Genomic DNA, 26367 nt, shown 5'->3' with positions numbered 1-26367 from the left:
CCATGCTCGGCGCACCAACATGAAGCCCAGCAATTAAGCTGGGCTTCTTTGTTTTTACTCTTTCGTTATCAACGTGATAGATGACAGCTTCGATTTGGATTATGAATCGAACGGGCAACCCTAATGCTCTTTTCTCAAGTAAATTTGGGCAACATGTCTATAAACCAATAATAATCAATGAATTGCATTGATTGAACCGACAGATGCTTTTATAGTCAATTCTGTTGGTTACTTTACAAAGCTCTACCCGCTCACTGACATTATTTCAATTGCTGTTGATAAGATCGCATAAGCTAGGTGCTAAAGGTAGACGCCAGCCGTACTCAATAAGGAATATAGATAATGAACAAATCTCAATTAGTTGAACACATCGCGACTTCTGCAGACATCTCAAAAGACCAAGCAGGCACAGCACTAAATGCGCTAGTTGAAGGTATCTCTACTTCGCTTGCGAACGGTGATGACGTATCGATCCTTGGATTTGGTAGCTTTAAAGTTAACTCTCGAGCTGCTCGCACTGGTCGTAACCCGCGAACCGGAGAAGAGATTCAGATTGCCCCATCAAAGACGCCAGCATTTAAAGCGGGCAAGGCACTAAAAGAGACGTGCAACCTGTAACACAAAAAACACAAGGAAGATTACGATGACGACTAAGGAAAAAGCGAAAACGAGCCGAAGCAAAAAAGCAGGCAAGTCGACTAAAGCGCAAGCAGAAACGCCTAAGACTCGTCAACGCATTGAAGAGCTTCTCGAAGAGCGTGAACTGGCTAAACTGTTAGAACTTTAGTTTATATAAGAACTAAAGTTTAGGTTTAAGCAAGGTGATAGTTTGTTATCGTTCTAATGCCACTGCAGATTTGTAGTGGCATTTTTGATTTAGGAGCAAGCGCCTCTAATAAATAACATTGATACCCCTCCCCACTAAAGCGACAAACACATCTGTCCAAAATCTGAACGCTAAGTAACTGATTGAGTTACATAGCTATACATATCCATACTTACCCAAATCACCTTTTTCACTATCATCATTTTCTTGTTATTGGTGAGATTATTGGAAGGGTTCATGACACGACTATGTTCGAGCAATCCTTCTTCTTTGAGGTGATTATGAATGTCGTTCGCATGGGGATTGAAGCAAATACCCATAAAAATAAGGGTAAGTACAAAGCGATAGTTAAGTTTACTATTCGAGCCCTGTTTTATTATTCAGCTACTCGAAAAATGAGTAATAATTTCAACTCTGAAGAGAGAAAGTTATTATTTATCAAGCAACCCAACTTCCTTTCTAAATTTGTGACTCCCTACTTATGTACTGGCTTTAGCAATAAAGAAAAGATCGATATCTTATCCAAACACTACGACTGGTTTGAAAACACCTTCGCAACAGAAGCTAGACACCAAATCTATAACGAAAGGCTCAATCTTTTAAAACTTGAGATAGATGACAACGTTTATCTGGTTAATCTCAGCTTCGAAAGAAACGCGAGAAAAGAAGGTGAACTGACAATTTCATTGACCAACTCTCAACTCGAAAAAATGTATACCATTTCGTTTACTGTTTTCGACAACAACATCTACATCGGCGGTATACAGGGTGGCGCCAATGACAATGGATTTAGCCGCACATTCACCAAAGCTTTTTACGGTTTAAGACCTAAATCCTTCATGGTAGAAACACTACGACTGCTCGCTATTAACTTGGGTATCGACAATATCTATGCGGTAAAAGAGTCTGGTCATGTCTCGAACTCATTACGCTACGGTAAGAAAAACAAAGACATCAGCCTTAAATACGACAGTCTGTGGGAAGAGCACGATGGACAGGTGCATGATAACTATTTCTATCGTCTCCCGACAAACCCGAACAGGAAAGATCTTGAAGCTCTAAAACGTCAAAAGCGTAAGTTGTATCGCGAGCGTTATGCCTGGCTAGATCTGTATGAACAAGATCTGAAGAACGTAATCAGTCAGCACATCCATGATCCTGTTCATTATGCTCATGACAGTTAATTTGGCTAACCTGTACTCGACTCGCTAACGCGTATTACCTTTACTAGCGTGCTTTAGTCTAATCACAGCCCTTGGACCAAACGCTCAATCCCGAGGTGATAGCTTTAAAATAAATATTAGACAATGCTAATTTACATCTTTATAGTATCTAGGTATTTCGAAAACTACTCAATCGCCGGCGACCAGCCAGTACTGATCATTAAGAAGATACAAGCTCTATGCTCGGCAATTTGTATAGTTAAACTTAGAGACAGTAATAGGTAAACGTATGACTAAAATTGTAATCATCGGTGGCGTAGCTGGAGGTGCTTCAGCTGCTGCACGCGCTCGTCGTCTTAGTGAAGAAGCCGAAATCATAATGTTTGAACGAGGACCATTCGTCTCTTTTGCCAACTGTGGATTGCCATACCACATAGGTGGCGATATCGAGGATAGAAACAAGCTTCTGTTACAAACACCTGAAAGCTTCTTAGCTCGCTTCAACGTTGACGCACGAGTGATGAACGAAGTTACCTCTATTGATCGCACCAATAAAACCGTTACAGTCAAAAATCTTGTTGATGGTAATCACTACAGCGAGAGTTACGACTTCTTATTGCTCAGCCCCGGAGCCGGTGCCGTCGTTCCTCCCATCTCAGGAATCGATAACCCCCTCACCCATTCACTACGCAATATTCCAGATATGGATCGCATCATCGAAACAATCCAAATGAATAAACCTGAGCACGCGACAGTTGTTGGCGGTGGCTTTATCGGCTTGGAAATGATGGAAGCGTTTCATCAGCTTGGGATCAAGACTTCGTTGATTGAGATGGCTGACCAAGTAATGACGCCAGTAGACCGGGAAATGGCCGGCTTTGCCCATGCGGAGATTCGTGACAAAGGCATCGACCTAAAACTCGGCGTCGCGCTTGAGTCTGTGAAATATATACCTAACGAACACATCGCAAGTTTTGATTCAGGCGAGAGCGAGAAGCACCAACACATAGAGGGTGAATTAGAATTAACACTTAATAATGGCGAGTCATTAACTACTGATATCTTAATCATGGCTATCGGTGTGCGTCCTGAGACTAAGTTAGCAAAAGAAGCAGGACTTCAAATTGGCGAACTAGGTGGTATCTACACCAATGAAATGATGCAGACTAGCGATCCTAGCATCTACGCTGTGGGTGATGTGGTCGAAGAAAAAGACTTTGTCACAGGTGCACAAACTCTAGTTCCGCTTGCTGGCCCTGCTAACCGTCAAGGTCGTATGGCTGCCGACAACATGCTCGGACGCAGTGAAACTTATCAAGGTACACAAGGCACGGCTATCTGTAAGATTTTTGACCTCGCCGTTGCTTCAACGGGCAAAAACGAGAAACAACTTAAACGTGATGGTGTTGATTTCGAAAAGGTCTACGTTCATACCGCTAGCCATGCAAGTTACTACCCAGGTGCTGAGATTGTCTCGTTCAAGATGTTGTTCGATCCAAAAACAGGCAAAATCTTTGGTGCGCAAGCAGTGGGCAAAGATGGTGTCGACAAACGAATTGATGTGATGGCGGTTGCACAGCGTGCAGGCATGACTGTCGAGCAGCTTCAACACTTGGAGCTCACTTACGCGCCGCCGTATGGCAGTGCCAAGGATGTAATCAACCAAGCCGCTTTTGTAGCCAACAACATCATTAAGGGTGACGCCACTCCGATTCACTTCGATGAAATGGATTCACTGACAGACGAGCAAGTTCTTCTTGATGTACGTAATCCTGGCGAGCTTGAAAATGTTGGCTTTATCAAAGATGCGATCAACATTCCTGTAGACCAATTGCGTCACCGTATGGACGAGCTACCAAAAGACAAAGAGATCGTTATCTATTGTCAAGTTGGGTTACGCGGTAACGTGGCTTATCGCCAACTCGTCAACAACGGCTTTAAAGCACGCAACTTAATCGGTGGTTATAGAACACTCATGTATGCAAAAGCTTAAGGATTAATACTTAGTCGCCGGTAATGGTGCGCGGACACTTACGGGCTAGTTGCTGAGAGAAAGTCGCTCATAAATAGATGCGAGTAGTTAATAGTAAGCATTGAAAAACCGAGCTTGGCATTTAAGTAAGTGCCAAGCTCTTTTATTATTCGTAGGAGTCAATAAAAGCTTGCAGTGCTCGCTGATCGACAATTTCTAACCCTTGCTCTCCTTTTCTGATGAAACCCTTTTCTAATAGGTCTTTAACCGCTCTTCGATACACTCTGCTCGATGTACCAAATCGTTCTGCTTCTTGATTCACTTTATCGAAACCGCCTAACACAGTGTTAGTCTCGCTTTGAACCAATAAATCATACGCAATATTGTAGGTAATTGAGTGTAAAAGACGGTTAGTGTAAATACCCATAGAGTCTTGATAATCTTCCGCCAATGCAGAGGCAAAGAAGAACATCATCCCCGGATTTTCAAGTAGTGCTTCTGCTAATCTCTGAATGCAAATAACATCAACTTGCATGTGTTCATCAGCCACTACGTTCCACTGACAAGGGGTCTGCGTGAAAAACTCCATCTCACCGAAGATATGGTAATCACAATTCACTTCGCCCAATTGAAAGCGTCGCCCATTAGCCGCCGAAATACTCATAGAGACTCTTCCAGCGGGCACTACATAAAGATACTGAAGCTGCTCACCTTGACGTAGGATTTCATCATTTTGATTGAAGTAACGAGAGTTAACTTGGTGTTGGTAGATGAGATCTCTAAATTCAGAGCTTTTTTTTTCTAAGTAGTTTTTAAAGCGTCCGCTTGAGTATGGTGCAATCTTCATACTTACTCTCTCATTGCATTACTGCTGTTTATATTCAAACGATTGTAACCACTTAAACCACAGGAGAGAACCCAATAAAAAAGCGACGGTCTCCCATCGCTTTCGTCTTGCATTTATTCAGGCTCTTATTGAGTAATTAATGCTTCCAGTGCCGCTAATGACGCTAGCCGCTCTCCTTGCATCATTACCTCTGCCTCATCGACATATTGCCCAACGCCCTCCTTTACATCTTGTTCGTACAAGACAACATTGTTCAAGATAGAAGCGACATTAAGCCCTCTCAAGCGTCCCACGGTAAACAGCGCGGATGTTTCCATGTCTGCACCTAAAATGCCTTTGCCATTCCAGTACTGACAAAGCGCCTTCTCGTCATCGGTATAAAAACTGTCGTGTGAGCGTACCGTGCCCAAATAGTAAGGTGTTGTTTGCTGCTGCAAGAACTTGTCTAGCTCTTTAAGCAGAGAGAAGCTTGCATAGGCGGGATACGACGGTTTAACGTAAGCCGCAGATCCCCCCTCATCACGAACCGCGCCCTCTGCAATAATTAGCTCACCAAGCCCGATATGTGACTGCATTGCGCCTGCAGACCCTACTCGGACAATATGAGTCACACCACAAAACTTAAGCTCTTCTACCGCAATGATCATTGAAGGTGCACCAATGCCCGTGCTGCAAACCGATATCGCTTTACCTTGATATTGACCAGTGAAGATTCGATATTCACGGTTTTCAGAGACCAGTTCAGCATGTTCAAGCAAGTTAGCGATTCGATTCGCTCTATCTGGCTCACCACAAACAATAACTAACGGAGCAATTTGCGTTTCATCAACGCAGATATGAGGTTGCTTTGCCATCTTCACTCCTAAGAAGCCGTTGCTTGAGTTAACGATTTATCACTGTTTCGTTTAGATGTGCGTGCCCACTCACGAGTACCGTTTGCCGCAATAAACATTAAGATTGCGTATTGAACAGACATTGCGTACACACCCTGCGTCGCATAAATACCAACGCTGATAATGTTAATCACAATCCACAGTATCCAGTTTTCAACATACTTACGTGTCATAAGAACTTGAGCAACAATAGATAGAATGGTCATCGTGGCATCCCAGAATGGGAACGCATCCGGTTCAAGCACTGGCTCCGCTAAATCCGCACCAAATAGATTCAGGCTATCTACCGCGATGTTTGCTAGCGCAAAAAAGAATGGGTCGATGTACATAGTTAACAAAGCAATAGAAATCGCACACGCTACGGCCGTTGCTACTAGTTTATTTTGGCTCAACCAACGAACTTCTAGCGTTTCACCTTGCTCATTAGGACGTGTCCATGCGTACCAACCGTAAATGTTGGCACAGAAGAAGAACAATTGAAGAAGTAGCAGTCCGTATAACTGAATTTGGAAAAAGATAACCGCAAATAAGGTGACATTCAGCAATCCGAACAGGTAGTTAATGGTTTTTTCTTGGCTTGCAAACCAAATACACAACAGACCAAACACGGTGCCGAATGCTTCAATCCAGCTCATTGCGTAGCCATCCCCTATTGGGATATTGACTAAAGTATTGTTGATATCAAGTAGAGCGAATAGGTCCATAGATGTGTCCTTTATTATTTGTTTTAGTGGCACCTATTTTATTGCGCCTCTCCAAATAAAAAGGAGGACATTTGTCCCCCCTAGAATGCATGCGATCATAAATCAGAATATTAAATCCGGAAAATCAATTTCACGGGAAGATGTCATAGCCCTTCCACAGTCTCGAACTCGAAACTCCAGCACCAGAACAGCCCCCTTCCAAAAACGAAATTTTAGCTTACTGGCTTAACGCCGATATCGCATTGACGGTTACGTTTGAGAAGCGCATGATTTTATTTCGAGCAGAATCGTTGTCTGGCGTGTTAACCGTGTAATCGCCCCAAAACTCGTTCTGTGCAACGTACTCAATTGTATGGCAGGTCACATGAATAAAGTAATTATGTTAGTAATGGGGCTGCTTTTTACCAGTCGATTGTTTGCCAGTATTGTTCCTCATGTTGGTCAACTTGAGCATGATGCGCCTATTCTCCTTCGCTCGGCATTGATTGTAGGGGTTGCGGCTTACGCGGTTTGGAGTGCATTTAAATACTTCAAAAAGATCAAGGCCTCAGATTCAGATCAACTGTAACGGCGAAAGTCCAAAAGCTTTTGAATAAGCCTCTAATTTCGATTACTGATCTGCGAAATAATCGACCAAGATTTTACGCCACTTTCGTGACTCACGAATCTTCAACAGGGCGCGGTTAATCTCTTCTTCTTACACGTTATTTTCAGTGATTATGAAACCGTAGTTGGACTTTTATAACTGATAAAACAACACCGCTATACCAAGCTTAAGTTTGATAGCTAGAAACTGACATAAACTGACTTTGTGCCGACGAACATAACTTTCCGCACTGAGTAATTTGGCTTTCTAGGAAGTAGATATTACGTCTACTTTTCACCCACTGGGCACGAACTTCCAGTTCTTGACCAATCAAAATCGGATGATGAAAACGAGAGGTTAAACTCACCGTCATCGCCTTGATATCATTCTGAAATAGACAATGCAACATCGCGCTGTCATGCAATGTAGTGACAATGCCACCTTGCATGATGCCATCGTAGCCCTCAGCTTTATCTGTTGGTACAATCTTGGCTCTGGTTTTATATTTAGCTACTGCCTCATGCTTAGTTAAAGTGTCATGCTCGCCAATAGCTTCAAAATAAATGGCGCTGTCGTTGAAAAAACCTTGGCTGCACACTTGGCAACGCCGATGATTGTGTGGAATGAAAACCTTCATACTTACCTTTACCCATAGATTGCTAGAGATTGATATGGCTCGACCAAAAAAACATCGCCAGTTGTGTACCCGTACGGCTTACTCTTGTTTTAAGCCCAATGGTGTTCCTATGGACGAGCTTCATAAAGAAGAATTGCTATTGGAAGAGCTCGAAGCCTTGCGCTTGGCTGATCAAGAAGGCCTGAGCCAGCTTGAAGCCGCTGAACAAATGCAGGTGTCTCGCCAAACGTTCGGCAACATTATCAAGCGTGCACGAGCTAAAGTCGCCAAGTGCATCGTCAATGGTCACGCGTTGGTGATTCAAAGTAGTTAATTAACGTGTTAGCCAGAAGTTATTTAACTCAGTGAGCGAGAACTCTGATGCTTACTTCGATACTTAGCTTGATGGCTCAGTAATCTGATACAGCTTTTTGCTTTGCCCTTCACACACATCCTTGCAATTGCATTCACGCTCAATATCTAACTGCGCCAATCCTCCACAGCTGCCTTTGATTGGCTTGCGCGAAAAAATCACGCCTATCGCCATCAATGTAACGACTCCGACAAACCCCAATAGCGTCAACAAAAAGGTCATTGTCGGAACCCTCGAATAGCACCTAGCTGATTAGGCTGTACCATTAGAATCGAAGCTTGTTTTTTGTGCCCGTTTTCGCCGCACGTTTTATTGCCACACCCACTATTTCTCGGCTCGCGACCATAATCGAGATCGGTCACTTCCCGTAGATTGTCGAAATCCAAAGCCCCGATTTCTGCCTTACCTGTCGATGCCAAGACTCGAATATCGTTATTGAACAAGTGCGCCAGCATCTTCTTACCAATATAACGAACCACCACAGATTTCACATCGTAAGAACGGAGAACCGAAATCCATTGCTTCTTTTTATTGCAAGAGGTGTCGGAGTCAATCAAAGGAACAATCTGTTTTATCTGTCGTTGTTCATCGACAATCGCGATCTGTGGGGAACGAGCAAAGTGGTTGCCAACATGAAGGTCGCGACAAGGTACTGCGTATAACATAGTAACTTCCTGTTATTGATGATCAGGAGTTCAGCATACGCCCCATTACTGGCATATGCCAATAACTATCATGTGAAAAATAAGATTTACTGGATCGATAACTAAGATCACAAGCACCCAAACTTACCGTCATCTTCAGCCTATCTCAGTTACCTTTCAAATAACCATATATACTAGGGGGTAGTATTTTTACTGGGGGTATTTTTTGCGTTGTTAATGCCTGTTATCAAGAGCCAAGCTCAAACCCATTACAAAAAGGCCTCGCACAACCGAGAGCTTAATCGACTATTCAACGTCACACACTAGTCTGAATAATGTCGAATTAGGGACCAATCAAAGATGTTTATAGGAAAAATAGGTTGGATTAAAAATCAAGAATTGCAGTCGGCTTCAATGTAAACAAGCTTATAATTTGAAGTGAACAACGCATCGGGTTGTTATAATATAACATCACACTAAATTACCATCATTTCTCATGAAACAGCCATTTATTCTAATCGATGTCATCAATCGCCTCTCCACACGCTATGTAAGCCGTTTCTCGACATGCTTTCGCTCTCTCAAGGGCTTGACTGTTGGCCTAGCATTATTGTGTTTTGCGCCAAATCTATATGCCCACCCTCACTCTTGGATAGAGATGAAAACTCATATTGAGGGAGAGAATGGCATGATCACCGGTCTCTCTATGGAGTGGTCTTTTGATGCAATGACCTCGATGTACATGTTGGATGGAGAAGACGTCTCTGCCGATACAGAAACTGAAACATTCAAAAAGCTCGCTGCGTCTGTAATCGAAAACATGATGTACGAGCACTACTTCACGTACTTTTATGATGGTGAAGAGCCCATCAAATATCAGGTGGTTGAGAACGCAAAGTTTGAGCGTGATAAAGCCAAGATGGTTCTAACATTTGACCTACCACTTTCTAAACCTAAGCCTGTGACACGAAACTCGCTTCGCGTATTGATTTTTGACCCTAGTTACTTTGTCGACATGTCGTGGCTATCCAACAGCGACGTGACATTGTCACCTGAACTAGCAAGACAATGCCATTTAGAATTAATCGATCCTAACCCGACGCCAGAGCAAATGAGTTATGCAATGTCTTTACCTGTCGATGCAGATCCAGATAACACGCTAGGCCAACTGTTTACACAATCGGTTGAGCTTCATTGTGCGGCGGTTCCCGCTTCTTAGTCGCAGTGATTCGTTTCAGCCTTTAAGTCAGCGTCTAGCTGATTAAGCATGGCAACTAATTAACAGAAAGATTTTAGATATAGGTTCTTGTTAAATGAAGAAAAATCAATCCAAAATCAATCACTACCTCATTGGTGCTGGCGCGTTCGTGCTTATTGCTATTGGTGCGTATCAACTGTGGTCCATGTGGCCATCGTTAGTTATCTCTAGCATTCAATGGCAAAGAGAAGTCAATTCAGAACTTGCAGACCTGCTCTATGAAGCTAAATCCAACCCTTGGGGCGCAGGCAGTTACCTTATCGGGTTCAGCTTTATCTATGGCATGCTTCATTCTTTGGGGCCTGGGCACGGCAAAGTTATCGTGTCGACTTACTTAGCGACTCACCCAACCAAAGCCAAGGCGAGTTTAGTGCTTACGGTCGTCTCCGCTTTTTTACAAGCATTGGTCGCAATCTTACTAGTAAGCGTGTTGCTGTGGGGCTTTAGTGCTTCCATGCGAGTAGTGAATGACAAAGCGAATATGTTTGTTTCATTAAGCTTTGCCTTAGTCGCGGTCGTCGGCGCACTTATATGTTGGAAGGCTTTGAAAAACATCTACACCGCTATGCGTAAGCCTAAGCTGAAAGTGAAAGCCATCACTACACTCGCAACAGACACAGCTGCGACAATTTCAGCGCGTTCGCCAATGGCACTTCGTTCATCAATATCAGCCCCTTCTCCGATAATCGACGCTACTAGCACAATGCAAGCCGCAGCTAACACTCATGCAGATCATTCTCATGCCGACTGTGGGTGCGGCCACCAGCATGTAGCCGATGCAGACGCAATCAACAAAGCCTCAACGCTCCAAGAATATGCTGGAATTATAGTGACGATTGGCGTAAGACCGTGCACCGGAGCCATCATGGCACTGCTTTTCGCAAACATGGTTGGCCTATATTGGATGGGTGTTGTCAGTGCTTTTGCCATGGCGATTGGTACTGCTTTCACAACCTCGACGATTGCTATAATGACACTAACAGGCAAGAACTTGGTAAAACGCTATTTGGCAGCAGGTAACAAGAATAACAGTGCTTCACTAAAAGCCGCAGGTCATTATTTACAGCTATTCGGTGGTGTTTTACTTGTCTTAATTGGCTTGTTGCTAATGAGTGGACAAGACAGCGGTATGTCGCCTGTTTTCACTATGTAGCGAACGATGTAATAACAAACCTCAGTTTATTGCGACCTTTACCATTTTTACTAAAAAACACTAGCCCTTATATCTCAAATCTGAATTAACAGCCACATAATTTCTACTAACCTAACTTTGCACAGCCAGTTAGGTTAGTAGTCAGCCATTCAGAACAGCGCGCTCTATGTAGTTCTGTAACAAACCTACATCCAACTTTGATTTTCCTATTCTTAGCTACTCTTTCATAAACTAACTTAGATTGTTCTAACAATATTAGAGCACTATCCCCCTCCTTTTGAAAATAAGGACATAACTTCCGCAATCCAGAAACTACGATCGCACTCTTCCTATTTTGAAAAAAAATAGAGCAGCAGTTTTATCAATTGAGTAACAAGCCGAAATTATACCCAATAAATTTCACATCAAACTCCAAGCCTTTACCTTACAACTACAGATAGAGCTTTCTTCAACCAAATTCTTGGATAACCTATACTCAAAGGTAAACAAATGAAACTATACATTCCGAGCGCCACGCTCAGTGTTTTGTTACTTTCTCCGAGTTTCGCGAGTGCCGAAGATATACCTGATTCACACGAATTGCGTAATTTCTCGATGCGTTCACAAAGCTCTGGGATAGCCCCACCGCAAGAAGTACTCGGCGTTTATGTTGTCAATTCTGGTCCTGGTCTGGATACCGGTTGTACCTATGCTTCTGGCGGACCTCTACTTATCTCTTTACCTGTTCCTATGGTTGTCAGCCCCAACGTTTTACAAAGTGACGGGAGAATTGCCCCAAGTAAACTGGGCGATATGCAGCAAAAAGGCGTTCTCGGTTCTAACGCAAGGATTAGCATGCCGGTCTTCGACATAGACTCCAATGCCAACGTCAGTAATATTGCTCCAGAAATAGATGTCGTATCTTTTAACGGAAAGTCTTTAGGTACGCTGCAAGGCGCTGATAACCGTTGGACGGATACTAACCTTCAAGTCGATATCAGTGATGTCAAGTTCGGCCAAAACAATGAGATTCGCGTCGATATTGATACAGGCAATACGGGAGACAACTGGTGTATGTCTGTCGATTGGGTCTCAATCGAGTTTGATGTTGCCATTCCTGTGATTCTTGCTCATGGCATTGCTGCACAATCAGACACTTGGGATGATGATACGGCTCCAGGCGTGCTTTCTACACTTGATGACTATGGCATTCGTTATACTCGTTTCTCTGCTGACAAAAATGGAACCACAGCGACTAACGCTAATATCTTGAACAACAAAATTCAGGGTTTTCTCGATGAGTTGAAATCCGACAAAGTTCACGTCATTGCACACAGTAAAGGCGGGCTAGATACCCAAAACCTCAAAGCACTTAGCCCTTCCTTTGAGATAACCTCCCTTTCTACTTTCTCCACACCTCACCTTGGTAGCGTCGCAGCAGATTTGTCGGTGATAAAAATGGACCACTACGCCGATATCTACAGTAAGGTCAGTACCGATCCAAATAATTACGCTGGCAAGTACATGCAACTCCCAAATATTCCGTTTGCGGGTCCTAAAATGCCTGGTATCCGTGATCTAACAACGGATACAGCATCAAACGCGATCCAAATGCGTACTCGCGGCAATATTGCAAATACATTTTCTATTGGGGCAAATGCCGATCTCAACCAAGACGGTGTTATTGAGAAAGATCCTGATATCGTTGGCCTATTCCCGTGGGGATCGCGTTGGGCAGGCGTTACCGCTTGGCAGGCGCTAAGAAGCTTTAGTTCTGCGGCCTACCTCGATACTCAAACTCAATCGGTCACAATGCCAAGTGTGCATGGACCACAAGCTCATCCAATCACCATAGTCAGTTACCAAGCCATTCAAACAGTACCGCAAGAAAATGATGTTGTTGTAACCTTGGCAAGCGCTAACCCAAGTTATACCAATGCATTGGGTAACGTATTGGCTAACCACTCAACAATGAAAACGGGACAAAACGTTGAACGTTTTCTACAACAAATTATTTCAATGCGCTAAGGAGTGGCCACAATGAAATTCATCAAGCAATTAGTGATGGTGTTCAGTCTTTTCTGTACCTTCATCACACCGGCTATCGCCAGTAATGCAATACCCGTTGGGATGAGTACAAGCACGACACTATCTCAACCAGTGACTAGTAACGATAACGAAGTCACAATGCTATTTACCATCGACAAAGCGGAAGCCCTAAAAGCAGAAATCATCGTGCCGTTGGATGATGCAACCGTATATTTAGTCAAGCCTAACGGGCAAGTCGCAACATCATCCAATGATGTGCAAGCGAACATACTTTCAGGTGACACACAAAGTCCGCCGCTACCGGGCAGCTATTTATTTTTGCCTGAAGTAACTAACCCTGAACCTGGCGAATGGAAGATCGTCGTTGATTTTCCAAACCCAAGTTACAACACAGTAATTATTGCTCAGGTTGCGATCCAATCCCCTATTGCGTTTGGCATGGCGATAGCTGCAAACCAATTTGTGGTCGGTGAACCAGTTCCCGTTTCTGCATTACTGACAAACAAAGGGAATCCAATCACAGGTGCCCAAACCAGCGCAGTGATCATTGATGAAGCTGGAATAAAAACACGCCTGACGCTTAAAGATGAGGGTGTCAATTTCGATGCTATTGCTAAAGATGGTGTCTACAGCAATATTTTCGTTCCACCCGCTGAAGGGGATTATCTAATTGAAGGCATAACGTCTTTTGAAGAATATGGAACAACTATCACTCGCCAGACAAGTAAAAAAATCCACGTACTACCCTCTGACATTGAATTTGTCAGCCTCTCACTCGCTCCACTGTTTTCCTCTGAAGGCTGTGTTATTGCCTTAGAGCAGCGCTTGGAACTTGATGTTAAATCCGCGGGGGATTTTGCCATTCATGGTTACCTCACCGATGGAATTGACGAGCTGAACACAAGCAAACGTCTGCAACTCAAACCTGCGAAGCAAATCGTCACTCTACAGTACTCAACTGAAGATATTTTTGGCGCGTTTGATTCAGCGTCTACTTTGACCTCCAACCCGACGATCATCTACGCAATCACTCAAGATGACATACGAATTTCAGCCCCTCGAATTCAGTTTGAAGAATTTATTGATTTAGCATCTTTTGAGCGTTGCCGCGAACCGATTGAAGTCACGGGGAGTTTAGTCACCACACCGACTATGTCGCAAGATGGAACCTACATTGATTCGCTGAGTTTTGAGTTTCCTATCCATGTTACGCGCAGTGGAACTTACACAGGTTCGGTAAATATCGTTGGTGCAGCCGGAGAGTATTTAGAGCTAGTGAGTTTCCAAGAACCGCTTGAGGCTGGCGAAAACACCATCAAGTTTACCGTTCCTGGTGACACGTTTAAGCAAGCCGATGGTCCTTATGAACTGAACGCACTGCTAATCTACAGTGGCGTTGACTCCTATCGACAAGGAGTTCTCGGTCAAACTCCACCATACCAAGCCTCTGATTTCAGTCCGCCAGTGAATGTGACCCTCCCCTCTAACCTATTCGGTTTGGAAAGAGAAAACTGGCAAGCAACCCCGGCAACACATGTCACGCAACATCGTGTCGGTGGTTACTTAAGAGCGGGGGCTTCAATCCCATACGACTACGAAACACTAGCGAGTTTTGACTTAAGTGAGGTTCGAGGGAAAATTAAACAGGCAACGCTTATTGTTGATTTCGGAGATTCAACTCTTCAATTTCCATTCAACAATGTAACTGCGCATATCGTTAATCAAACTTGGTCTCCAAACACACTGGATTACGACACGTTCTGTGAGTCTTTTACAATATGTGCAGCATGGAGTAATCCACTCACTACATTCAACAACGTAGAAGCCGGTCAAACGCTTAGGTTTACCAACTCTAAACTATTAGAAGCATTAAATGAGAAGAGAGTGTCTGGGTTGAACAAACTAGATATTGCTCTTACCTCTTCTCCCTATGAAAGAAGTTTCTTCATTAACGTTAAGCAGGTGTCATTATTCATCGAGTACTGATCCTAAAACTGAAATAGAATAAGGCCATGCCCAAGGTATCGCTTTGGGCATGGCCTCTCAGAGTGAACAGTGATGAACTTTGCAAGCTTCATATGTTTATTCTGTTAGAGCAGACTATGCCAGCCCCTCAACAGTAGTGATAAAGCACGCTAATCACTATAGACTCCATCAACCAACAAAATGAGATCGAAGTTTTATCCAAAAAGGCCAGTAGTCCCAACAACCGGGTGACTCCACAGATCTATCCATCCCATCACCAAATTTTTAGGTGACTTTAAAGATGCCCCTACACTAGTCTGATAGCTAAAGTTAGAATAGACCCGTTAAGTATCATCGATTTACAAAACAGAGCCAAAATATCTAAATAAAAACAGTGAGAAGCGATACAATAATCAAGTTGCAAAATTGCAGCGTGGGACACCTGCCCACTGACAGCCCATTCACAGAGAACCATAAAGTAGCCTCACATGTCTAAAGAACCCGGTTTCACTACAGAATACAAACTCGACAAGACGTTTTTCGCGGAGTGTTATGATCAAACTAGCCTTCCGACTCAATTTCCAAAAGCCTACTTAAAAGGAATACTGTTTCTTATTTTTGGTGTGGTTCTACTGGAGTTTGAACTATTACCTAACGGCTATGTTGGCTGGTTCTTTATCGTTTTGAGTGTGATTGAAGCATTCAGTGTGTACTGCAAAAGAACCTGGTGGTTATGGCGACAAAAGATCAGCTCAGGCGCAGGCAGCAAAATTGTCTTTCAAGGTGACGCTAACGGAGTAAGTTACAAAAACCACAAAGCGACCAACACCATCGCGTGGAGTGACATCGACCAACTTGAGCAGACCAATCTTGGTTTTATCCTGCATATCGGTAAACAGCGCCAATATGTGAGTAAATCTTGTTTAAGCAATGAAGCCATTGCCTTCATGATTGAACACCACGCCGCATCAAAAGCGAAATAACACCAATAAATGCCTGCTGATTTAGCAGGCATTTTTCTATCACTTTTAATTCTACGTATCGAATTACCGGACAATAACAATGAATACCGTGTACCAAATCAGTGATTGCCACCTTTCCGATGAATCCAGCTATGAGAACCTGCGCAGAGCACTGGAATACGTCAACAAAGACACGGCATGCAAGACCATCTTTCTGACTGGTGATATTTGTTGTGACCCAAAGTATGGCGACTACGTTCGATTAGAGGCATTCATTAGGCAACACATTAGCGACCAATCCATTTACGTGATTGCGGGTAATCATGATGACTCTCGCTTAATGCGCACAGAGCTAAAAGGCTCGACGATTTATGTCACCGACAAAGCCACCATCGGTGAACGAGAGTTTGTGTTCCTAGACTCAAGCTTCAAGCCGCTAGACAGCCGCCACCCACTTGGTTCAGGGCGTATTGATAACCGCGGCATGGCTCAGCTAAAACAACAATTGAGAAAGGCCAATGATCCTATCGTGGTTGTTCACCACCCTGTCATTCCAGTCGGTGCAGATTGGATGAAAGCGATCCGCCTAGAGAACGATACTGATGTGATGAAAGTGCTTCGAAAATATCGCGTTCGTGACGTGTTCTGCGGTCATGGCCATGATGAAATAACAGCGACACAGCAAGGCATAACTCAATATATGGCCCCGTCGACAGCCTATGGCTTTGACCACTCGATCAATGAATACAATCGCAGCGAGAAGATAGGATTAAGTCGAATCTCGTTCTGTACTGATTCCATCAACTACCAAGCTGTCTATTTTTGAACCCTATCTTACTGTCTTAAACCTCATAGATTAGCTTTCAAATAAACCAAACTATATAGAGCTATGCCAATAGAAGAGGCTTGCGGCGATTCAATTTATCAATCTGTGATTGAAGCCCACAACCCAACTTCCACAACGGGTCAACGTTCAGTAGAAGAAATTACCTGGTTAGCACTGATGACTGTAAAACAAATGCACGATTTAGTTCGGCGCAATCTCGAAAACGAAGAGCTCGAAAACTAAAAGTTTGAAAAAGAATTATCTAGAAAACAGAAAGCTTGAAAGCTGAATACGTAGGATTATCGCCCCACTCTCACAAGTGACCAGAGCCTTGCAAACGTTATTACCCTAAGGTTTGCTAGCAAGGTCTTTGTGATTGATAATAAAAGCAATATAGGCGCAAGTTAGCGCTTTTTTATCACCTAGGTTTATATTGAGGCTATATGGAAATCAAAGTACTAAAAAGCTTTGTGGCTGTCGCGACACATTGCAGTTTTTCAAAAGCTGCAAAAGAGTTAAATACCGTTCAACCTGCCATTAGCCGCCATATCACAAGCCTTGAACACGAACTTGGAGTGAGCCTATTTTTCCGTACATCTCGCGAAGTCGTCATTAGCGCCGCAGGGCAGCACTTACTTAAAGATGCGATTAGACTCATCGAACAAACGGAACAAGCAAAACAGTCCGCGATTCGAGCTTCTTCTGGTTGTATTGGTACTTTAACTATTGGTTATCTTGGAGGCGCAACTCTGAGCTTTTTGCCTCGTTTAGTTCGACAGTATATTGCTGAAAACCCCAATATTGATGTTGATCTTGTTGAGATGACGGCTTCTGAACAGATCGAAGCTCTGGACAAACGAGAGATCGATATTAGCTTCTCTCGCCCACTGCCGAACCTGCTTGTTGATGATTACACCTCGGTGACGATTTATACAGATAAGCTTGTTGCTGTTTTGCCCGTCACCCACGAGTTGGCTAAATACTCCACCATTCAAATGAAACAACTGCAGCAAGACCCTTTCATCTTATTTGAACGTGAACAAGCGGTAGGATTATTTGACTCCATCATTACTCAATGTGACCTATCTGGATTCTCTCCAAATATAAAAAAACAACCCAACAACATGCAAACCGTGTTAACCCAAGTCTCTTCTGGCTTAGGTGTATCTATCGCACCGCATGCAATTCGTGATTTACGCAGTGAGGGATGTGTATTTGTTAATCTTGAATCTGTGGACGTACAAATGCCATTAGTGATGACACACCATTCGCATACTCTATCCCCTACAGCCAGTGTCTTTGTTGCTGTCGTACAGAGTGAAATAGAGGCGATTCAACAAAACATGGCTTAGAAAGTTATCTATACCAGATTCGTATAGAATTTAAATCAAATGGTTATTTTTGTTATTCAATCGCTAACCTTAGACTTAGCTCATCGAAATCATTCATTAAAACGATGAACCAAAGTTAAGGTGTCACCATGTCAAAATTGACTACAGAAGTGTTGAGCACAGGACGTTTATTACTGATGTCGAGCGCAGTCTCGGCAACTGCTGCAAACCTTTATTATAACCAACCCATCTTACCTAAGATCGGCGCAGAGCTAGGGTTAACAAGCGAACAGCTAGGCGCAGTGCCAGCTGCCGGTCAGATTGGTTATGCCGTGGCATTGCTATTCTTATCGCCCTTAGGAGACACGTTACCCCGCAGACGCCTAATAGCGATCTTGTCTGTCATGTTGGTGTTGTCATCTTTTGTCGCGTTTACTGCATCTAGCTTAGTGGCTCTGGTTGTTGCGTGTTTTGCGATTGGTTTGAGTGCCAACATCACTCAGCAGCTGATTCCATTTGCAGCGTCACTAAGTACTCCAGAAACGAAAGGAAAAGTCATTGGCACATTAATGACAGGCCTAACTGTGGGCATCTTGCTTTCGCGTACACTCAGTGGGTTCATCGGTGAGCAGTTTGGGTGGCGCGCGGTATTTATGATGTCAGCAATTATTGCGATGGTCTTTGGTGTGTTGCTGTATGCCTTTTTACCGACGAACACGCCGACAACGAAAATACCTTACCTTAAACTGGTTGCGAGCATGGCCACGTTAATCAAGCAGCATGCGACACTGCGTACTTCCGCTTTAACTGGCGCGCTTTGGTTTGCTTCGTTCAATGCGCTGTGGGCGACGTTAGCTCTGCATGTCAGTGAATCTCCGTTTAACTACAATGCACAACAGGCAGGAATGTTTGGTGTTATTGCTCTTGCTGGAGTCATTGGAGCAAAAGTTTCAGGGTCACTGGTGAGCAAGTTTGGCTCTCGAAACATGATCAGTATGGCGTTAGTTATTATTACTGCTGGTTTTATTATATCGGGGCTTTTCGCTGACACATTGGCTGGATTGATCGTCGGTATCATTCTCATCGACCTTGGGGTATTTAGCGCTCAAGTATCGAACCAAGTACGCGTATTCTCAATTGACCCACAAGCTCAAAGTCGTATCAACGGAATCTATATGCTTGGCTACTATCTCGGTGGTGCGTTTGGTTCATTTGTGGGAATTCAGGTATTTGAACGTGGGGGTTGGATTGGTGTTGTGGGCTTTAGTATTGCAGTCGTGATATTGAGTTTTATCGTTAACCGTTCAAATAAGCAATAAGTCACCTCGTCTTAATTCTTGAACTTACCAATATGCACAACGGATATTCACTCTGTAATTGATAGCAAATTACCACCCAGTGATTTGCTATCGTTCTAGATCTAATAAGGCAGTAGTAACTCTACTCTCTCAAGTTTTGAATATCATGATTCTCAAACAAGCTTTCCCACCTAGAGCGCTGTTATGCCTTTGCGAGATGATCTTGGTCTATTCTTATCATTTAGACGACTGAGTTCCGAGGCTTTGAGTATGAATAAACTGTTTTTAATCTTATTAGTTTTTATTTTGTCCGGATGCGGAACAAGTGATAGTGCTTTGATTGAGAGTGGTCACAACACCTCTTACATACAGGGCTTTCATGACGGTAGGCATAGCGGCATGCAAGAAAGCGGCAATAGCTTCGAAAACTACATAAAAGATGGGAAGCGTTTTGAGTCAGACAGTGACTACAAACAAGGCTGGATCGCGGGTGAGTCTGAGGGGAAAAAGCTACAAGCAGAAGCAACAGCGATCGGTAAAGGTGCCGCTGCTAGTTATCCTCAAAAATCGACAACGACGGATTTAGATGAAGTAGCAAAAGACACCTTAAAAGGCGTCGATACATCGGGCTTAGAGAATTTAAAATAAAGGTATAACAAAGCTAAGGTTAGGCTCCTGAATAACTCGCACCTTGGCATTAGCTTCTTCCTTTATAGCGCCCTAATTGCGCCTTCTGTTACTTCTAGGATCGAGGCTCGAAGTATTCTCGTTGTGACGATATGTATCTTAGCCCTCTGTGCAAACTATTCAGGGGAAAAGCACGATAACAGAGAAGCAAAGTGTCTGTTGAATCTGACCCTGTTTATCAACATTCTCTATATGGCAATTAGGGGCGTACTTGCTCATACCAAAGGAACGAATTCGAACTATTACCTGATATCAGATATTCATAAATTGTCTTTCGTTATCATGACAATCACAATTGTTAGCCTCGCATTTTCAGTGTTTTGGATCTTAACTGATCGTTTGTTGAAGCAGACCTATCGTTCATCGATCACTGATGAACAAACCGGCCTTTATAACCGTAGAGGCCTAGCAGAACTGATACCCAAGCTTGTTCAACCAGGCCGAGAGAGTGACATTTCTGTACTGATGGCCGACCTAGATCACTTCAAAAAAATTAATGATACCTATGGTCATGACAAGGGAGATGATGTGATTAAGCACTTTGGTCAAATTCTTGAAGATACATGCCGCACAAGCGATTTCTGTTTTCGCTATGGTGGAGAAGAGTTTGTTGTCATGTTACCTAGAGCGAATAAAGTTCAAGCAATGCAGATAGCTGAAAGAATAAGAAACCACGCAAAACACAACTCCAATCAAGAGCTCTCTTCTGGCACGTATACTGTCAGCATTGGAGTGACTCAAGCCCTCATAAACGATGACTGGAATTCATTAATTAAAAGAACGGATAACGCCCTATACGACGCAAAATCTCAAGGGCGCGATTGCATTGTGGAGCGTTAAGCCGAGTTGTAAAACAGTGTAAATATTCTTCCATCACAAAACATGTTGGCTAAGATTCAAGAGGTTAAACACACACAACCAGTAAGGTTAGCAAGGATGCGCTTTTTCGGTTTGTTTTAGCGATAGCATTATTGGCGTAACTCCCTTAAAGCGACTCTAGAACTTCCCGCCATTTACCCATTCTGCTTTTGGTGGCACGGGCTCTTGGTTTACCCATATCTCTTTAATTTGACCTCCCTCAACTCGGAATAGATCAAAACGCGCAACCTCGAGACCATTATCAATAACTCGGCTGTAAGCTGCTACGAAGTTACCTTGACCGACAATCTTGAACACTTGGTCATAGCCACCAATATAGCTATCTAAAGGGCTCACATCTGAGGCTTGATAAACGGCTAGCTCTTCGTGCTGGAGATACTTTGATAGCTTGTCTTTCTGCCCTAGTACCATGACATCACATAAAAAATCACGGATAAGGTTCTTATTCTCCTCTGTTTTATCTAAGTCAGTATGATTGATTGGCCCTTGCAGTCGACCTTCCCCTTCCGTCGGTTGAGCTTCGAAGGCAGAAATCACATCCCAATGTTCAATAATTTTATCGTCATTATCGGTATCGAATAGATCCGTAGTCACCCACTTATATTCGCCATTATTAATATCTTGGAATGCTTGAACAAACACGAATTGGCCATCGACGATTGAACGTATGATCTTTATGTCTCTAACAGGGCAGCGTTTTAAGAACGGTTCGAAGAACTCAACAAAACCATCAATACCGTTGCGAACCCCAGTGCTATGTTGAGTATAACGTTGACCGGTGTACTTCGTTACCGCCTCTAATGCATGACCATCTCGGATACCTTCCATATACAGATTAGTCGCATTCGCTAGCTTATTGCTCATAGATAGTTTCTCCAAACTTAATAGTGCCAAAGTACGTTATTTGGCTCGTACACTGAAACTCAGAACTAGATTGTCTCAGGTGTCCTTTTAACTGTCGGATTGTTGAATAGGCTCTTCGCGTCGCTATTCAAAACCAAGTTAAGCTCGATATACGTCTACAGCATATCGAGCCTTTACAACCTAATTGGTCACTGTGGTTACTGTTTGGCGTGATAAGCTTTAGATACTGCGTAGCTATCCTCAAACCAGTTCCAACTCTTCACTTTGCCATCTTCAACCTGAACTCGAACCGCCCAGCTGAATTTACCCGTGTCTACACCAGATTCATTCGCAATGGCACTCATGCTGCCCATGAATACTGCTTGGTCGCCGTTTACAAAACTATAGTCTGTTGACCAGCTTGTGACTTTCAAACCTGCGCCAAATAGAGGAAAGAAAGTGTTGAGCACTTTTTCTTTTGACTCCCAGTTACCGATCCAAGGGATGTCGGCGTCACCTTCGTTGTGCCAGACAAAATCATCGGCCATTAATGACTCGAGTTTTGCCATATCACCTGAGCCTGCCGCCCATAAGAATGCTTGAGCCGTTTCTAGTGTCTTTGCTGAATCGACTGCTTTTGTTTCATCTGCAAGGGCTGGAGTGAATTGAAAGAAAGCCAGAAGACTCGCTAGACCGATAAGTAGATTTTTCTTTAACATTTTCTTTCTCCTGATTGTCAATTTTGAAGCTCAATGCGTGGGAGATTAAAAGTGCCATCAGTGCATGCTTTGAACTTCAGTTCTGTTTGTTGCCTTGTTGAGATAACTATAGCTGTGCTAAATTTTTGGTAAACTCACTAATTGAACACGTTGGATATGCGCAAATGCACAACATAAGATGGGATGACCTGCAATATGTTCTAACAGTGGCGAATGAAGGATCCCTGTCGGCCGCGGCAAGAGCACTTGGTGTAAACCACAGCACCGTTTTACGTCGTATTGACACCTTTGAGTATCGTCACAAATTACGAATTTTCCATAAACTTCCTACCGGATACAAACTAACGGTTGAAGGGCAAAAGCTTCTGGAGTCAGCTCTCGCTATCGAATCCACAGTAAGAGAATTGGAGCACAAGGTTTTTGGACAGGAATTGAAGCTAGAAGGTACGCTAAGAATAACGACGACCGATGCGTTATCTCGCCTCATTCTGGGTACTCATTTGGCTGCTTTTCATCGGCTTTATCCAAAAATTCAGTTAGAACTCAGCCTCACATCTCGTCAATTGGATATTTCACACCTAGATGCAGATATCGCGATTCGCCCGGCAAATGAGTTGGGACCAAGTTAAGTAAAATTGCCTTTGGTGTTTACGGATCGCCACAATATATAAATGGCCTTAAGAGTAAGCACCCCTTAAAGTCTGCATCTTGGTTAATGATGCATAGAGGCAGTGCTTCGCTACAGGTTTCTGAACTGATTTCGGAAGACAAAATTGTCATGAAAGCCGACTCTTTTGAGCCCCTGATCATCGCGGCTGAAAATCAGATGGGGTTAGCCTACTTACCCTGCTTTTTAGGTAACAGTAAGGGAACTCTGCAAAGAGTAGATATGGAAGTGATGCACCAAAATACAGACCTATGGATGATGACTCATAAAGATTTAGAAGATTCAGCCAAAGTAAAAGCATTTTTTAATTTTATGAAAGGCGCAATCAAATCAGACCATAATCGGTTGGCCGGATTTGATTATTAGAGAACGAGTGCCGGCTCTTCACCATTAGGCTTACGAACAAAATGACACAAAGCCCACAGCACAAACAAAGTCACAGTCAGCTCCCAAGCGCGTAGGAAGGTACTTTCCAACCCCAAATTACTACTGGTCATGTACAACTGAATCGGCAGCATGGTCGCTAATAACGCATCGGCATGAACGTCCCTGGCTGAACCTTTCGCTTTGGCCATTGATGCGGTGATCATAAAGGCAAATAAACCCAACACTATGGTGTAGTAACCGAATGTAGACTGATGCCCTGCCATCAACAAGGTGAACACCGCGGCTACTGCACAGCCGCCTACTTGAGTTTGAAAACGGCGGTCAACCACGTCGATAAAGCTTTTGTGTGTGGTTTGGGTTGCAGCAGCAATCACTGGCACCATGCAGAACGTTGCAGAGATGATGTCGACAATCATCAAGAATGCCAAACCAAGACCAATCAACGCGAGTGAAATTGCTCTGTTCTCAAATGTGACAGGCTGTTCTTTAAATACAGGAGGCTTGCTTCCTTGCTCAACAGGGAACAGAGCCACCATGGTTTTTGCTACTACCATGGTAATCAACATGGATAACAAAATTTCATGAATACGCATCGGCATATCCATGGTGGTGTGCTGAGCAAACACGACAATCAAAATCCAGTTGAAAGTTGGCATCAACATTTTACCTTTCTTCGCTGGCGTAGTAGCTCGACGACGCATAAAATCGAAGAAGAACAGGCTAATGGTCCACACCACAAACGGATGCTGTGAAAATACCTCAGTCACTACCAGCGCTGTACTTGCAGCCAATAAAGTGGGTGACAAAGTACGGTTCAGGCCAAGCCAAGAGTAATCTTTATTCTTGGTCATGATGATGGTTGGATACAACGCCAGATAAACGGGAGAGTCTAGGTTTAGTAGCTTTCCCAACACCATACAAATCGTCACAGTAAGTGCGACGCGCAGCGCTTCATTACGTTGAGACTGACCCTTTGCAGTGTTTTCGAATGTCCACATAGTCATCTCCTACTAATAGATGTAGCGAAATGTTGAAACCAAGTGAATCCAAGCCGAGCCAATAACGTGCATTATTGGGTTACCGCTTTCAACAATCACACTCGCTCGTGAACCTGAGATCATCGAAGGATCCAGTTCGTTAACGGTAATGCGGGTACGTACTTTCTGTTGCTCACGGATCCAACGCGTATCATTGGTCACGCTAGACAGTTTGCCATTGGTGTTATTGGTGTCGTAAATCGCACGCTCTTGGCTACTCACTTCCCCCGTAAAGACTTTTGCCTGGTAGCGCATCAAAAGAGACCAAAACTTCGCGGCCATTAGTTAGCTTATCAATGCCTTTCTCATTGAAGTCCGCACTGATCCACGCATGAGCTTCGTCCACCAGCAGCAATGATGAAGTACCTTGAGTGATATAACTACCCGATTGCAATTGCAAGTTGGTCACGACGCCTTCCGTTTGCGCGACGACTTGAGTGTGGCCTAAATCCAGTTCCGCACTGGCAAGTTTTGCTTCTGCCAATTCAATGGCCGCTGTGCGGTCTTGGGTCGATAACTCAACCTCAATGCGTTTCACTTCCGCGTTCGCAGCTTCAACCGCACTACTCGCAACTTGTGTATTGGTGATTGCATCATCAAGATCTTGTTCCGTCGCGAGCCCTTTGTTACGCAGTTTTTGGTTACGTGCGAGTTTCTGTTTCGCGTTGTGATATTCGAATTCTCGTTGGCTTTGTGTTTGTTTCGCTGCTGCTAATTGCTGCCATTTCGCTGAGTCAGAATCACGCGCTTGATGCAGTTCGGCTTGCGCTTGTGCCACTTTCAATTGGTAGCTACTGGCATCGATAGCAAATAATGGTTGACCTTTTTCAACCAACTCGCCATTACTAACCATGACGTCGGTAATTACGCCGGACACTTCTGGCGCAATGGTCGCGACGTTACGATACAAAGTCGCTTGAGTGGTAAAAGGGGAAACATTATCTGAGGTGACTAAAAAAGCGGAGAACAATGCTGCCGCTGAAAAAACAGTGTAAATCGCGTATCTATAAAAGTTTTCGTTCATGCTTGTACCTAGTTTTCATTCGTTATAAAGCGCCGCGCTCACGGCTTATTCGATTCTCTTTTCTACGAAAACTAGGTTATAACCATTCACAAATGGAAAACAGAGCCAATAAAAGAAGTGAGGATTCCACATTTGGAAAGGTTGATGATTTGTACCGATTTCGCTCAATGGTTGAACGAAAAGGTCAGATAAGGGTGTATTGAAACGTTCGCATTCAGTTCCTCCCCTTTCCTTCCCAGCGTTCAATAAGAGATTGAAGAAGTAAGACCACCCGACTTCATTCCATTGGATTGCTTAATTTTCGCTAGCTTCTTATGGTTAAAATGCCTATTGTACAAACCATAAAATTATAAAGACTCGCGGCCTTTGCCACAGAGACTCTCCATTTAAAGCGAAAAGACTTACTATGAATTTTGATATCAATGCACTGAAACACCACCAACTGGTCGAAGATGGTCAATTAGAAGGGTATTACATTCATCAGCCTGTGCAAGGCAGTCAACCAGATGACAAAGCCGTTTTAGAAGAGCGCCAAGCGCTGGAAAGCCAAGGATATAAGGTGGTTCAGGTTAAAGCGAAAGGCGGAACAACTACGTTTGCCGAGGCTATGCAAGAACTTGCGAAGAAGACAGGCCACCAGCCTAAATAGTAAGTGACTTGGTAAACCAATATGATCATC

29 protein-coding genes and 2 pseudogenes are annotated in these 26367 nt (G+C 43.6%); 20 read left to right on the top strand and 11 right to left on the bottom strand.

What is annotated here, in order from left to right:
- Nucleotides 1–342: 342 nt before the first annotated feature.
- The 4 genes from AB4161_RS08020 (at nucleotide 343) to AB4161_RS08005 (ending at nucleotide 3982) form a co-directional block, all read left to right on the top strand.
- A complete protein-coding gene (locus AB4161_RS08020; protein WP_065584244.1) occupies nucleotides 343–618 on the top strand; it encodes an HU family DNA-binding protein in 276 nt (91 codons plus the stop codon).
- Nucleotides 619–643: 25 nt separating this feature from the next.
- A complete protein-coding gene (locus tag AB4161_RS08015; protein ID WP_017059112.1) occupies nucleotides 644–787 on the top strand; it encodes a hypothetical protein in 144 nt (47 codons plus the stop codon).
- 320 nt (nucleotides 788–1107) lie between these two features.
- Nucleotides 1108–2010: a VirK/YbjX family protein gene (locus AB4161_RS08010; RefSeq protein ID WP_133151375.1), complete on the top strand. Its 903-nt coding sequence runs from the start codon at nucleotides 1108–1110 to the stop codon at nucleotides 2008–2010.
- Between the two features lie 268 nt (nucleotides 2011–2278).
- Complete coding sequence (locus AB4161_RS08005) at nucleotides 2279–3982, top strand: FAD-dependent oxidoreductase (RefSeq protein ID WP_372083151.1); 1704 nt, start codon at nucleotides 2279–2281, stop codon at nucleotides 3980–3982.
- A 145-nt stretch (nucleotides 3983–4127) separates the two neighbouring features.
- On the opposite strand, the gene AB4161_RS08000 is transcribed toward AB4161_RS08005, so the two are convergent.
- The 3 genes from AB4161_RS08000 to pnuC form a co-directional block, all read right to left on the bottom strand.
- Entirely contained in the window at nucleotides 4128–4808 is a 681-nt protein-coding gene (locus AB4161_RS08000; RefSeq protein WP_372083150.1) for a Crp/Fnr family transcriptional regulator, read from the bottom strand.
- Between the two features lie 125 nt (nucleotides 4809–4933).
- Entirely contained in the window at nucleotides 4934–5662 is a 729-nt protein-coding gene (locus AB4161_RS07995) for a nucleoside phosphorylase (RefSeq protein ID WP_372083149.1), read from the bottom strand.
- Nucleotides 5663–5670: 8 nt separating this feature from the next.
- A complete protein-coding gene (gene pnuC, locus AB4161_RS07990) occupies nucleotides 5671–6405 on the bottom strand; it encodes a nicotinamide riboside transporter PnuC (protein WP_372083148.1) in 735 nt (244 codons plus the stop codon).
- A 364-nt stretch (nucleotides 6406–6769) separates the two neighbouring features.
- Here pnuC and AB4161_RS07985 point away from each other — a divergent pair, with 364 nt between their 5' ends.
- Nucleotides 6770–6973, top strand: coding sequence for a hypothetical protein (locus tag AB4161_RS07985; protein ID WP_017059106.1), 204 nt, complete (start codon nucleotides 6770–6772; stop codon nucleotides 6971–6973).
- Between the two features lie 42 nt (nucleotides 6974–7015).
- Here AB4161_RS07985 and AB4161_RS07980 read toward each other — a convergent pair.
- Together AB4161_RS07980 and AB4161_RS07975 are read right to left on the bottom strand one after the other, a co-directional pair.
- Nucleotides 7016–7144, bottom strand: a pseudogene (locus AB4161_RS07980) (ABC transporter substrate-binding protein); the annotation flags it as partial.
- 34 nt (nucleotides 7145–7178) lie between these two features.
- A complete protein-coding gene (locus AB4161_RS07975; protein ID WP_372083147.1) occupies nucleotides 7179–7628 on the bottom strand; it encodes a PaaI family thioesterase in 450 nt (149 codons plus the stop codon).
- Nucleotides 7629–7662: 34 nt separating this feature from the next.
- On the opposite strand from AB4161_RS07975, the gene AB4161_RS07970 reads away from it, so the two are divergent.
- Nucleotides 7663–7941, top strand: coding sequence for a DUF134 domain-containing protein (locus AB4161_RS07970; RefSeq protein ID WP_029235478.1), 279 nt, complete (start codon nucleotides 7663–7665; stop codon nucleotides 7939–7941).
- Between the two features lie 63 nt (nucleotides 7942–8004).
- On the opposite strand, the gene nqrM is transcribed toward AB4161_RS07970, so the two are convergent.
- Both nqrM and AB4161_RS07960 read right to left on the bottom strand, forming a co-directional pair.
- Complete coding sequence (gene nqrM, locus AB4161_RS07965; protein WP_017059103.1) at nucleotides 8005–8202, bottom strand: (Na+)-NQR maturation NqrM; 198 nt, start codon at nucleotides 8200–8202, stop codon at nucleotides 8005–8007.
- On the bottom strand, nucleotides 8199–8645 hold the full coding sequence (locus tag AB4161_RS07960) for a NifB/NifX family molybdenum-iron cluster-binding protein (protein WP_017059102.1): 447 nt from the start codon (nucleotides 8643–8645) through the stop codon (nucleotides 8199–8201). The genes nqrM and AB4161_RS07960 overlap by 4 nt, the downstream gene beginning before the upstream one ends.
- 475 nt (nucleotides 8646–9120) lie before the next feature.
- Here AB4161_RS07960 and AB4161_RS07955 point away from each other — a divergent pair, with 475 nt between their 5' ends.
- From AB4161_RS07955 to AB4161_RS07905, 11 genes are all read left to right on the top strand, one after another.
- Entirely contained in the window at nucleotides 9121–9843 is a 723-nt protein-coding gene (locus AB4161_RS07955; protein WP_372083146.1) for a DUF1007 family protein, read from the top strand.
- A gap of 94 nt (nucleotides 9844–9937) precedes the next feature.
- Complete coding sequence (locus AB4161_RS07950; RefSeq protein ID WP_372083145.1) at nucleotides 9938–11035, top strand: nickel/cobalt transporter; 1098 nt, start codon at nucleotides 9938–9940, stop codon at nucleotides 11033–11035.
- 489 nt (nucleotides 11036–11524) lie between these two features.
- Entirely contained in the window at nucleotides 11525–13042 is a 1518-nt protein-coding gene (locus tag AB4161_RS07945) for an esterase/lipase family protein (protein ID WP_372083144.1), read from the top strand.
- A 12-nt stretch (nucleotides 13043–13054) separates the two neighbouring features.
- Nucleotides 13055–15049 carry a choice-of-anchor X domain-containing protein gene (locus AB4161_RS07940; protein WP_017059098.1) on the top strand — a complete coding sequence of 665 codons (1995 nt, stop codon included), beginning with the start codon at nucleotides 13055–13057 and terminating at the stop codon, nucleotides 15047–15049.
- Between the two features lie 467 nt (nucleotides 15050–15516).
- Nucleotides 15517–16011 (top strand): YcxB family protein, encoded by a 495-nt coding sequence (locus AB4161_RS07935; protein ID WP_102320053.1) that lies wholly within the window; start codon nucleotides 15517–15519, stop codon nucleotides 16009–16011.
- A 79-nt stretch (nucleotides 16012–16090) separates the two neighbouring features.
- Nucleotides 16091–16816, top strand: a complete 726-nt coding sequence (locus AB4161_RS07930) for a metallophosphoesterase (protein WP_136978213.1) — start codon at nucleotides 16091–16093, stop codon at nucleotides 16814–16816.
- Between the two features lie 63 nt (nucleotides 16817–16879).
- On the top strand, nucleotides 16880–17059 hold the full coding sequence (locus AB4161_RS07925) for a hypothetical protein (protein WP_017059095.1): 180 nt from the start codon (nucleotides 16880–16882) through the stop codon (nucleotides 17057–17059).
- Between the two features lie 200 nt (nucleotides 17060–17259).
- Nucleotides 17260–18168 carry a LysR family transcriptional regulator gene (locus AB4161_RS07920; RefSeq protein ID WP_102333226.1) on the top strand — a complete coding sequence of 303 codons (909 nt, stop codon included), beginning with the start codon at nucleotides 17260–17262 and terminating at the stop codon, nucleotides 18166–18168.
- A gap of 128 nt (nucleotides 18169–18296) precedes the next feature.
- Nucleotides 18297–19466 (top strand): MFS transporter, encoded by a 1170-nt coding sequence (locus AB4161_RS07915; RefSeq protein ID WP_372083143.1) that lies wholly within the window; start codon nucleotides 18297–18299, stop codon nucleotides 19464–19466.
- Nucleotides 19467–19715: 249 nt separating this feature from the next.
- Nucleotides 19716–20093, top strand: a complete 378-nt coding sequence (locus AB4161_RS07910) for a hypothetical protein (protein WP_240700390.1) — start codon at nucleotides 19716–19718, stop codon at nucleotides 20091–20093.
- 198 nt (nucleotides 20094–20291) lie between these two features.
- Nucleotides 20292–20972, top strand: coding sequence for a GGDEF domain-containing protein (locus AB4161_RS07905; protein ID WP_372083142.1), 681 nt, complete (start codon nucleotides 20292–20294; stop codon nucleotides 20970–20972).
- A gap of 156 nt (nucleotides 20973–21128) precedes the next feature.
- Here AB4161_RS07905 and AB4161_RS07900 read toward each other — a convergent pair whose 3' ends face one another.
- Both AB4161_RS07900 and AB4161_RS07895 read right to left on the bottom strand, forming a co-directional pair.
- Entirely contained in the window at nucleotides 21129–21875 is a 747-nt protein-coding gene (locus tag AB4161_RS07900; RefSeq protein WP_017059089.1) for a nuclear transport factor 2 family protein, read from the bottom strand.
- A gap of 197 nt (nucleotides 21876–22072) precedes the next feature.
- Nucleotides 22073–22573 carry a nuclear transport factor 2 family protein gene (locus AB4161_RS07895; RefSeq protein ID WP_017059088.1) on the bottom strand — a complete coding sequence of 167 codons (501 nt, stop codon included), beginning with the start codon at nucleotides 22571–22573 and terminating at the stop codon, nucleotides 22073–22075.
- 164 nt (nucleotides 22574–22737) lie between these two features.
- Between AB4161_RS07895 and AB4161_RS07890 the strand changes: the two genes are divergently transcribed.
- Together AB4161_RS07890 and AB4161_RS07885 are read left to right on the top strand one after the other, a co-directional pair.
- Nucleotides 22738–23202 (top strand): LysR family transcriptional regulator, encoded by a 465-nt coding sequence (locus AB4161_RS07890; RefSeq protein ID WP_372083141.1) that lies wholly within the window; start codon nucleotides 22738–22740, stop codon nucleotides 23200–23202.
- A gap of 149 nt (nucleotides 23203–23351) precedes the next feature.
- Nucleotides 23352–23606: a hypothetical protein gene (locus tag AB4161_RS07885; protein WP_372083140.1), complete on the top strand. Its 255-nt coding sequence runs from the start codon at nucleotides 23352–23354 to the stop codon at nucleotides 23604–23606.
- On the opposite strand, the gene AB4161_RS07880 is transcribed toward AB4161_RS07885, so the two are convergent.
- Both AB4161_RS07880 and AB4161_RS07875 read right to left on the bottom strand, forming a co-directional pair.
- On the bottom strand, nucleotides 23603–24625 hold the full coding sequence (locus AB4161_RS07880) for a DUF2955 domain-containing protein (RefSeq protein WP_372083139.1): 1023 nt from the start codon (nucleotides 24623–24625) through the stop codon (nucleotides 23603–23605). The two genes, AB4161_RS07885 and AB4161_RS07880, sit on opposite strands and share 4 nt — an antisense overlap.
- 12 nt (nucleotides 24626–24637) lie before the next feature.
- A pseudogene (locus AB4161_RS07875) lies at nucleotides 24638–25688 on the bottom strand (HlyD family secretion protein).
- 406 nt (nucleotides 25689–26094) lie between these two features.
- On the opposite strand from AB4161_RS07875, the gene AB4161_RS07870 reads away from it, so the two are divergent.
- Entirely contained in the window at nucleotides 26095–26337 is a 243-nt protein-coding gene (locus tag AB4161_RS07870) for a hypothetical protein (protein ID WP_017059085.1), read from the top strand.
- The last annotated feature ends 30 nt before the right edge of the window (nucleotides 26338–26367 follow it).

Source organism: Vibrio sp. 10N.286.51.E5 (assembly GCF_041469125.1).
In the GTDB taxonomy this organism is placed as follows: domain Bacteria; phylum Pseudomonadota; class Gammaproteobacteria; order Enterobacterales; family Vibrionaceae; genus Vibrio; species Vibrio crassostreae_C.
This window is presented reverse-complemented; position numbering and strand designations above follow the sequence as displayed.

Excerpts from the sequence above, each read along its gene's own strand:
- pnuC (WP_372083148.1), bottom strand. The coding sequence starts at position 6,405 with ATGGACCTATTCGCTCTACTTGATATCAACAATACTTTAGTCAATATC.
- AB4161_RS07930 (WP_136978213.1), top strand. The coding sequence starts at position 16,091 with ATGAATACCGTGTACCAAATCAGTGATTGCCACCTTTCCGATGAATCC.
- AB4161_RS08010 (WP_133151375.1), top strand. The coding sequence starts at position 1,108 with ATGAATGTCGTTCGCATGGGGATTGAAGCAAATACCCATAAAAATAAG.
- AB4161_RS08015 (WP_017059112.1), top strand. The coding sequence starts at position 644 with ATGACGACTAAGGAAAAAGCGAAAACGAGCCGAAGCAAAAAAGCAGGC.
- AB4161_RS07870 (WP_017059085.1), top strand. The coding sequence starts at position 26,095 with ATGAATTTTGATATCAATGCACTGAAACACCACCAACTGGTCGAAGAT.
- AB4161_RS07945 (WP_372083144.1), top strand. The coding sequence starts at position 11,525 with ATGAAACTATACATTCCGAGCGCCACGCTCAGTGTTTTGTTACTTTCT.
- nqrM (WP_017059103.1), bottom strand. The coding sequence starts at position 8,202 with ATGACCTTTTTGTTGACGCTATTGGGGTTTGTCGGAGTCGTTACATTG.
- AB4161_RS07890 (WP_372083141.1), top strand. The coding sequence starts at position 22,738 with ATGCACAACATAAGATGGGATGACCTGCAATATGTTCTAACAGTGGCG.
- AB4161_RS08020 (WP_065584244.1), top strand. The coding sequence starts at position 343 with ATGAACAAATCTCAATTAGTTGAACACATCGCGACTTCTGCAGACATC.
- AB4161_RS08005 (WP_372083151.1), top strand. The coding sequence starts at position 2,279 with ATGACTAAAATTGTAATCATCGGTGGCGTAGCTGGAGGTGCTTCAGCT.
- AB4161_RS07985 (WP_017059106.1), top strand. The coding sequence starts at position 6,770 with ATGAATAAAGTAATTATGTTAGTAATGGGGCTGCTTTTTACCAGTCGA.
- AB4161_RS07975 (WP_372083147.1), bottom strand. The coding sequence starts at position 7,628 with ATGAAGGTTTTCATTCCACACAATCATCGGCGTTGCCAAGTGTGCAGC.
- AB4161_RS07885 (WP_372083140.1), top strand. The coding sequence starts at position 23,352 with ATGAAAGCCGACTCTTTTGAGCCCCTGATCATCGCGGCTGAAAATCAG.
- AB4161_RS08000 (WP_372083150.1), bottom strand. The coding sequence starts at position 4,808 with ATGAAGATTGCACCATACTCAAGCGGACGCTTTAAAAACTACTTAGAA.
- AB4161_RS07955 (WP_372083146.1), top strand. The coding sequence starts at position 9,121 with ATGAAACAGCCATTTATTCTAATCGATGTCATCAATCGCCTCTCCACA.
- AB4161_RS07960 (WP_017059102.1), bottom strand. The coding sequence starts at position 8,645 with ATGTTATACGCAGTACCTTGTCGCGACCTTCATGTTGGCAACCACTTT.
- AB4161_RS07910 (WP_240700390.1), top strand. The coding sequence starts at position 19,716 with ATGAATAAACTGTTTTTAATCTTATTAGTTTTTATTTTGTCCGGATGC.
- AB4161_RS07895 (WP_017059088.1), bottom strand. The coding sequence starts at position 22,573 with ATGTTAAAGAAAAATCTACTTATCGGTCTAGCGAGTCTTCTGGCTTTC.
- AB4161_RS07935 (WP_102320053.1), top strand. The coding sequence starts at position 15,517 with ATGTCTAAAGAACCCGGTTTCACTACAGAATACAAACTCGACAAGACG.
- AB4161_RS07880 (WP_372083139.1), bottom strand. The coding sequence starts at position 24,625 with ATGTGGACATTCGAAAACACTGCAAAGGGTCAGTCTCAACGTAATGAA.
- AB4161_RS07970 (WP_029235478.1), top strand. The coding sequence starts at position 7,663 with ATGGCTCGACCAAAAAAACATCGCCAGTTGTGTACCCGTACGGCTTAC.
- AB4161_RS07915 (WP_372083143.1), top strand. The coding sequence starts at position 18,297 with ATGTCAAAATTGACTACAGAAGTGTTGAGCACAGGACGTTTATTACTG.
- AB4161_RS07950 (WP_372083145.1), top strand. The coding sequence starts at position 9,938 with ATGAAGAAAAATCAATCCAAAATCAATCACTACCTCATTGGTGCTGGC.
- AB4161_RS07995 (WP_372083149.1), bottom strand. The coding sequence starts at position 5,662 with ATGGCAAAGCAACCTCATATCTGCGTTGATGAAACGCAAATTGCTCCG.
- AB4161_RS07940 (WP_017059098.1), top strand. The coding sequence starts at position 13,055 with ATGAAATTCATCAAGCAATTAGTGATGGTGTTCAGTCTTTTCTGTACC.
- AB4161_RS07920 (WP_102333226.1), top strand. The coding sequence starts at position 17,260 with ATGGAAATCAAAGTACTAAAAAGCTTTGTGGCTGTCGCGACACATTGC.
- AB4161_RS07900 (WP_017059089.1), bottom strand. The coding sequence starts at position 21,875 with ATGAGCAATAAGCTAGCGAATGCGACTAATCTGTATATGGAAGGTATC.
- AB4161_RS07925 (WP_017059095.1), top strand. The coding sequence starts at position 16,880 with ATGCCAATAGAAGAGGCTTGCGGCGATTCAATTTATCAATCTGTGATT.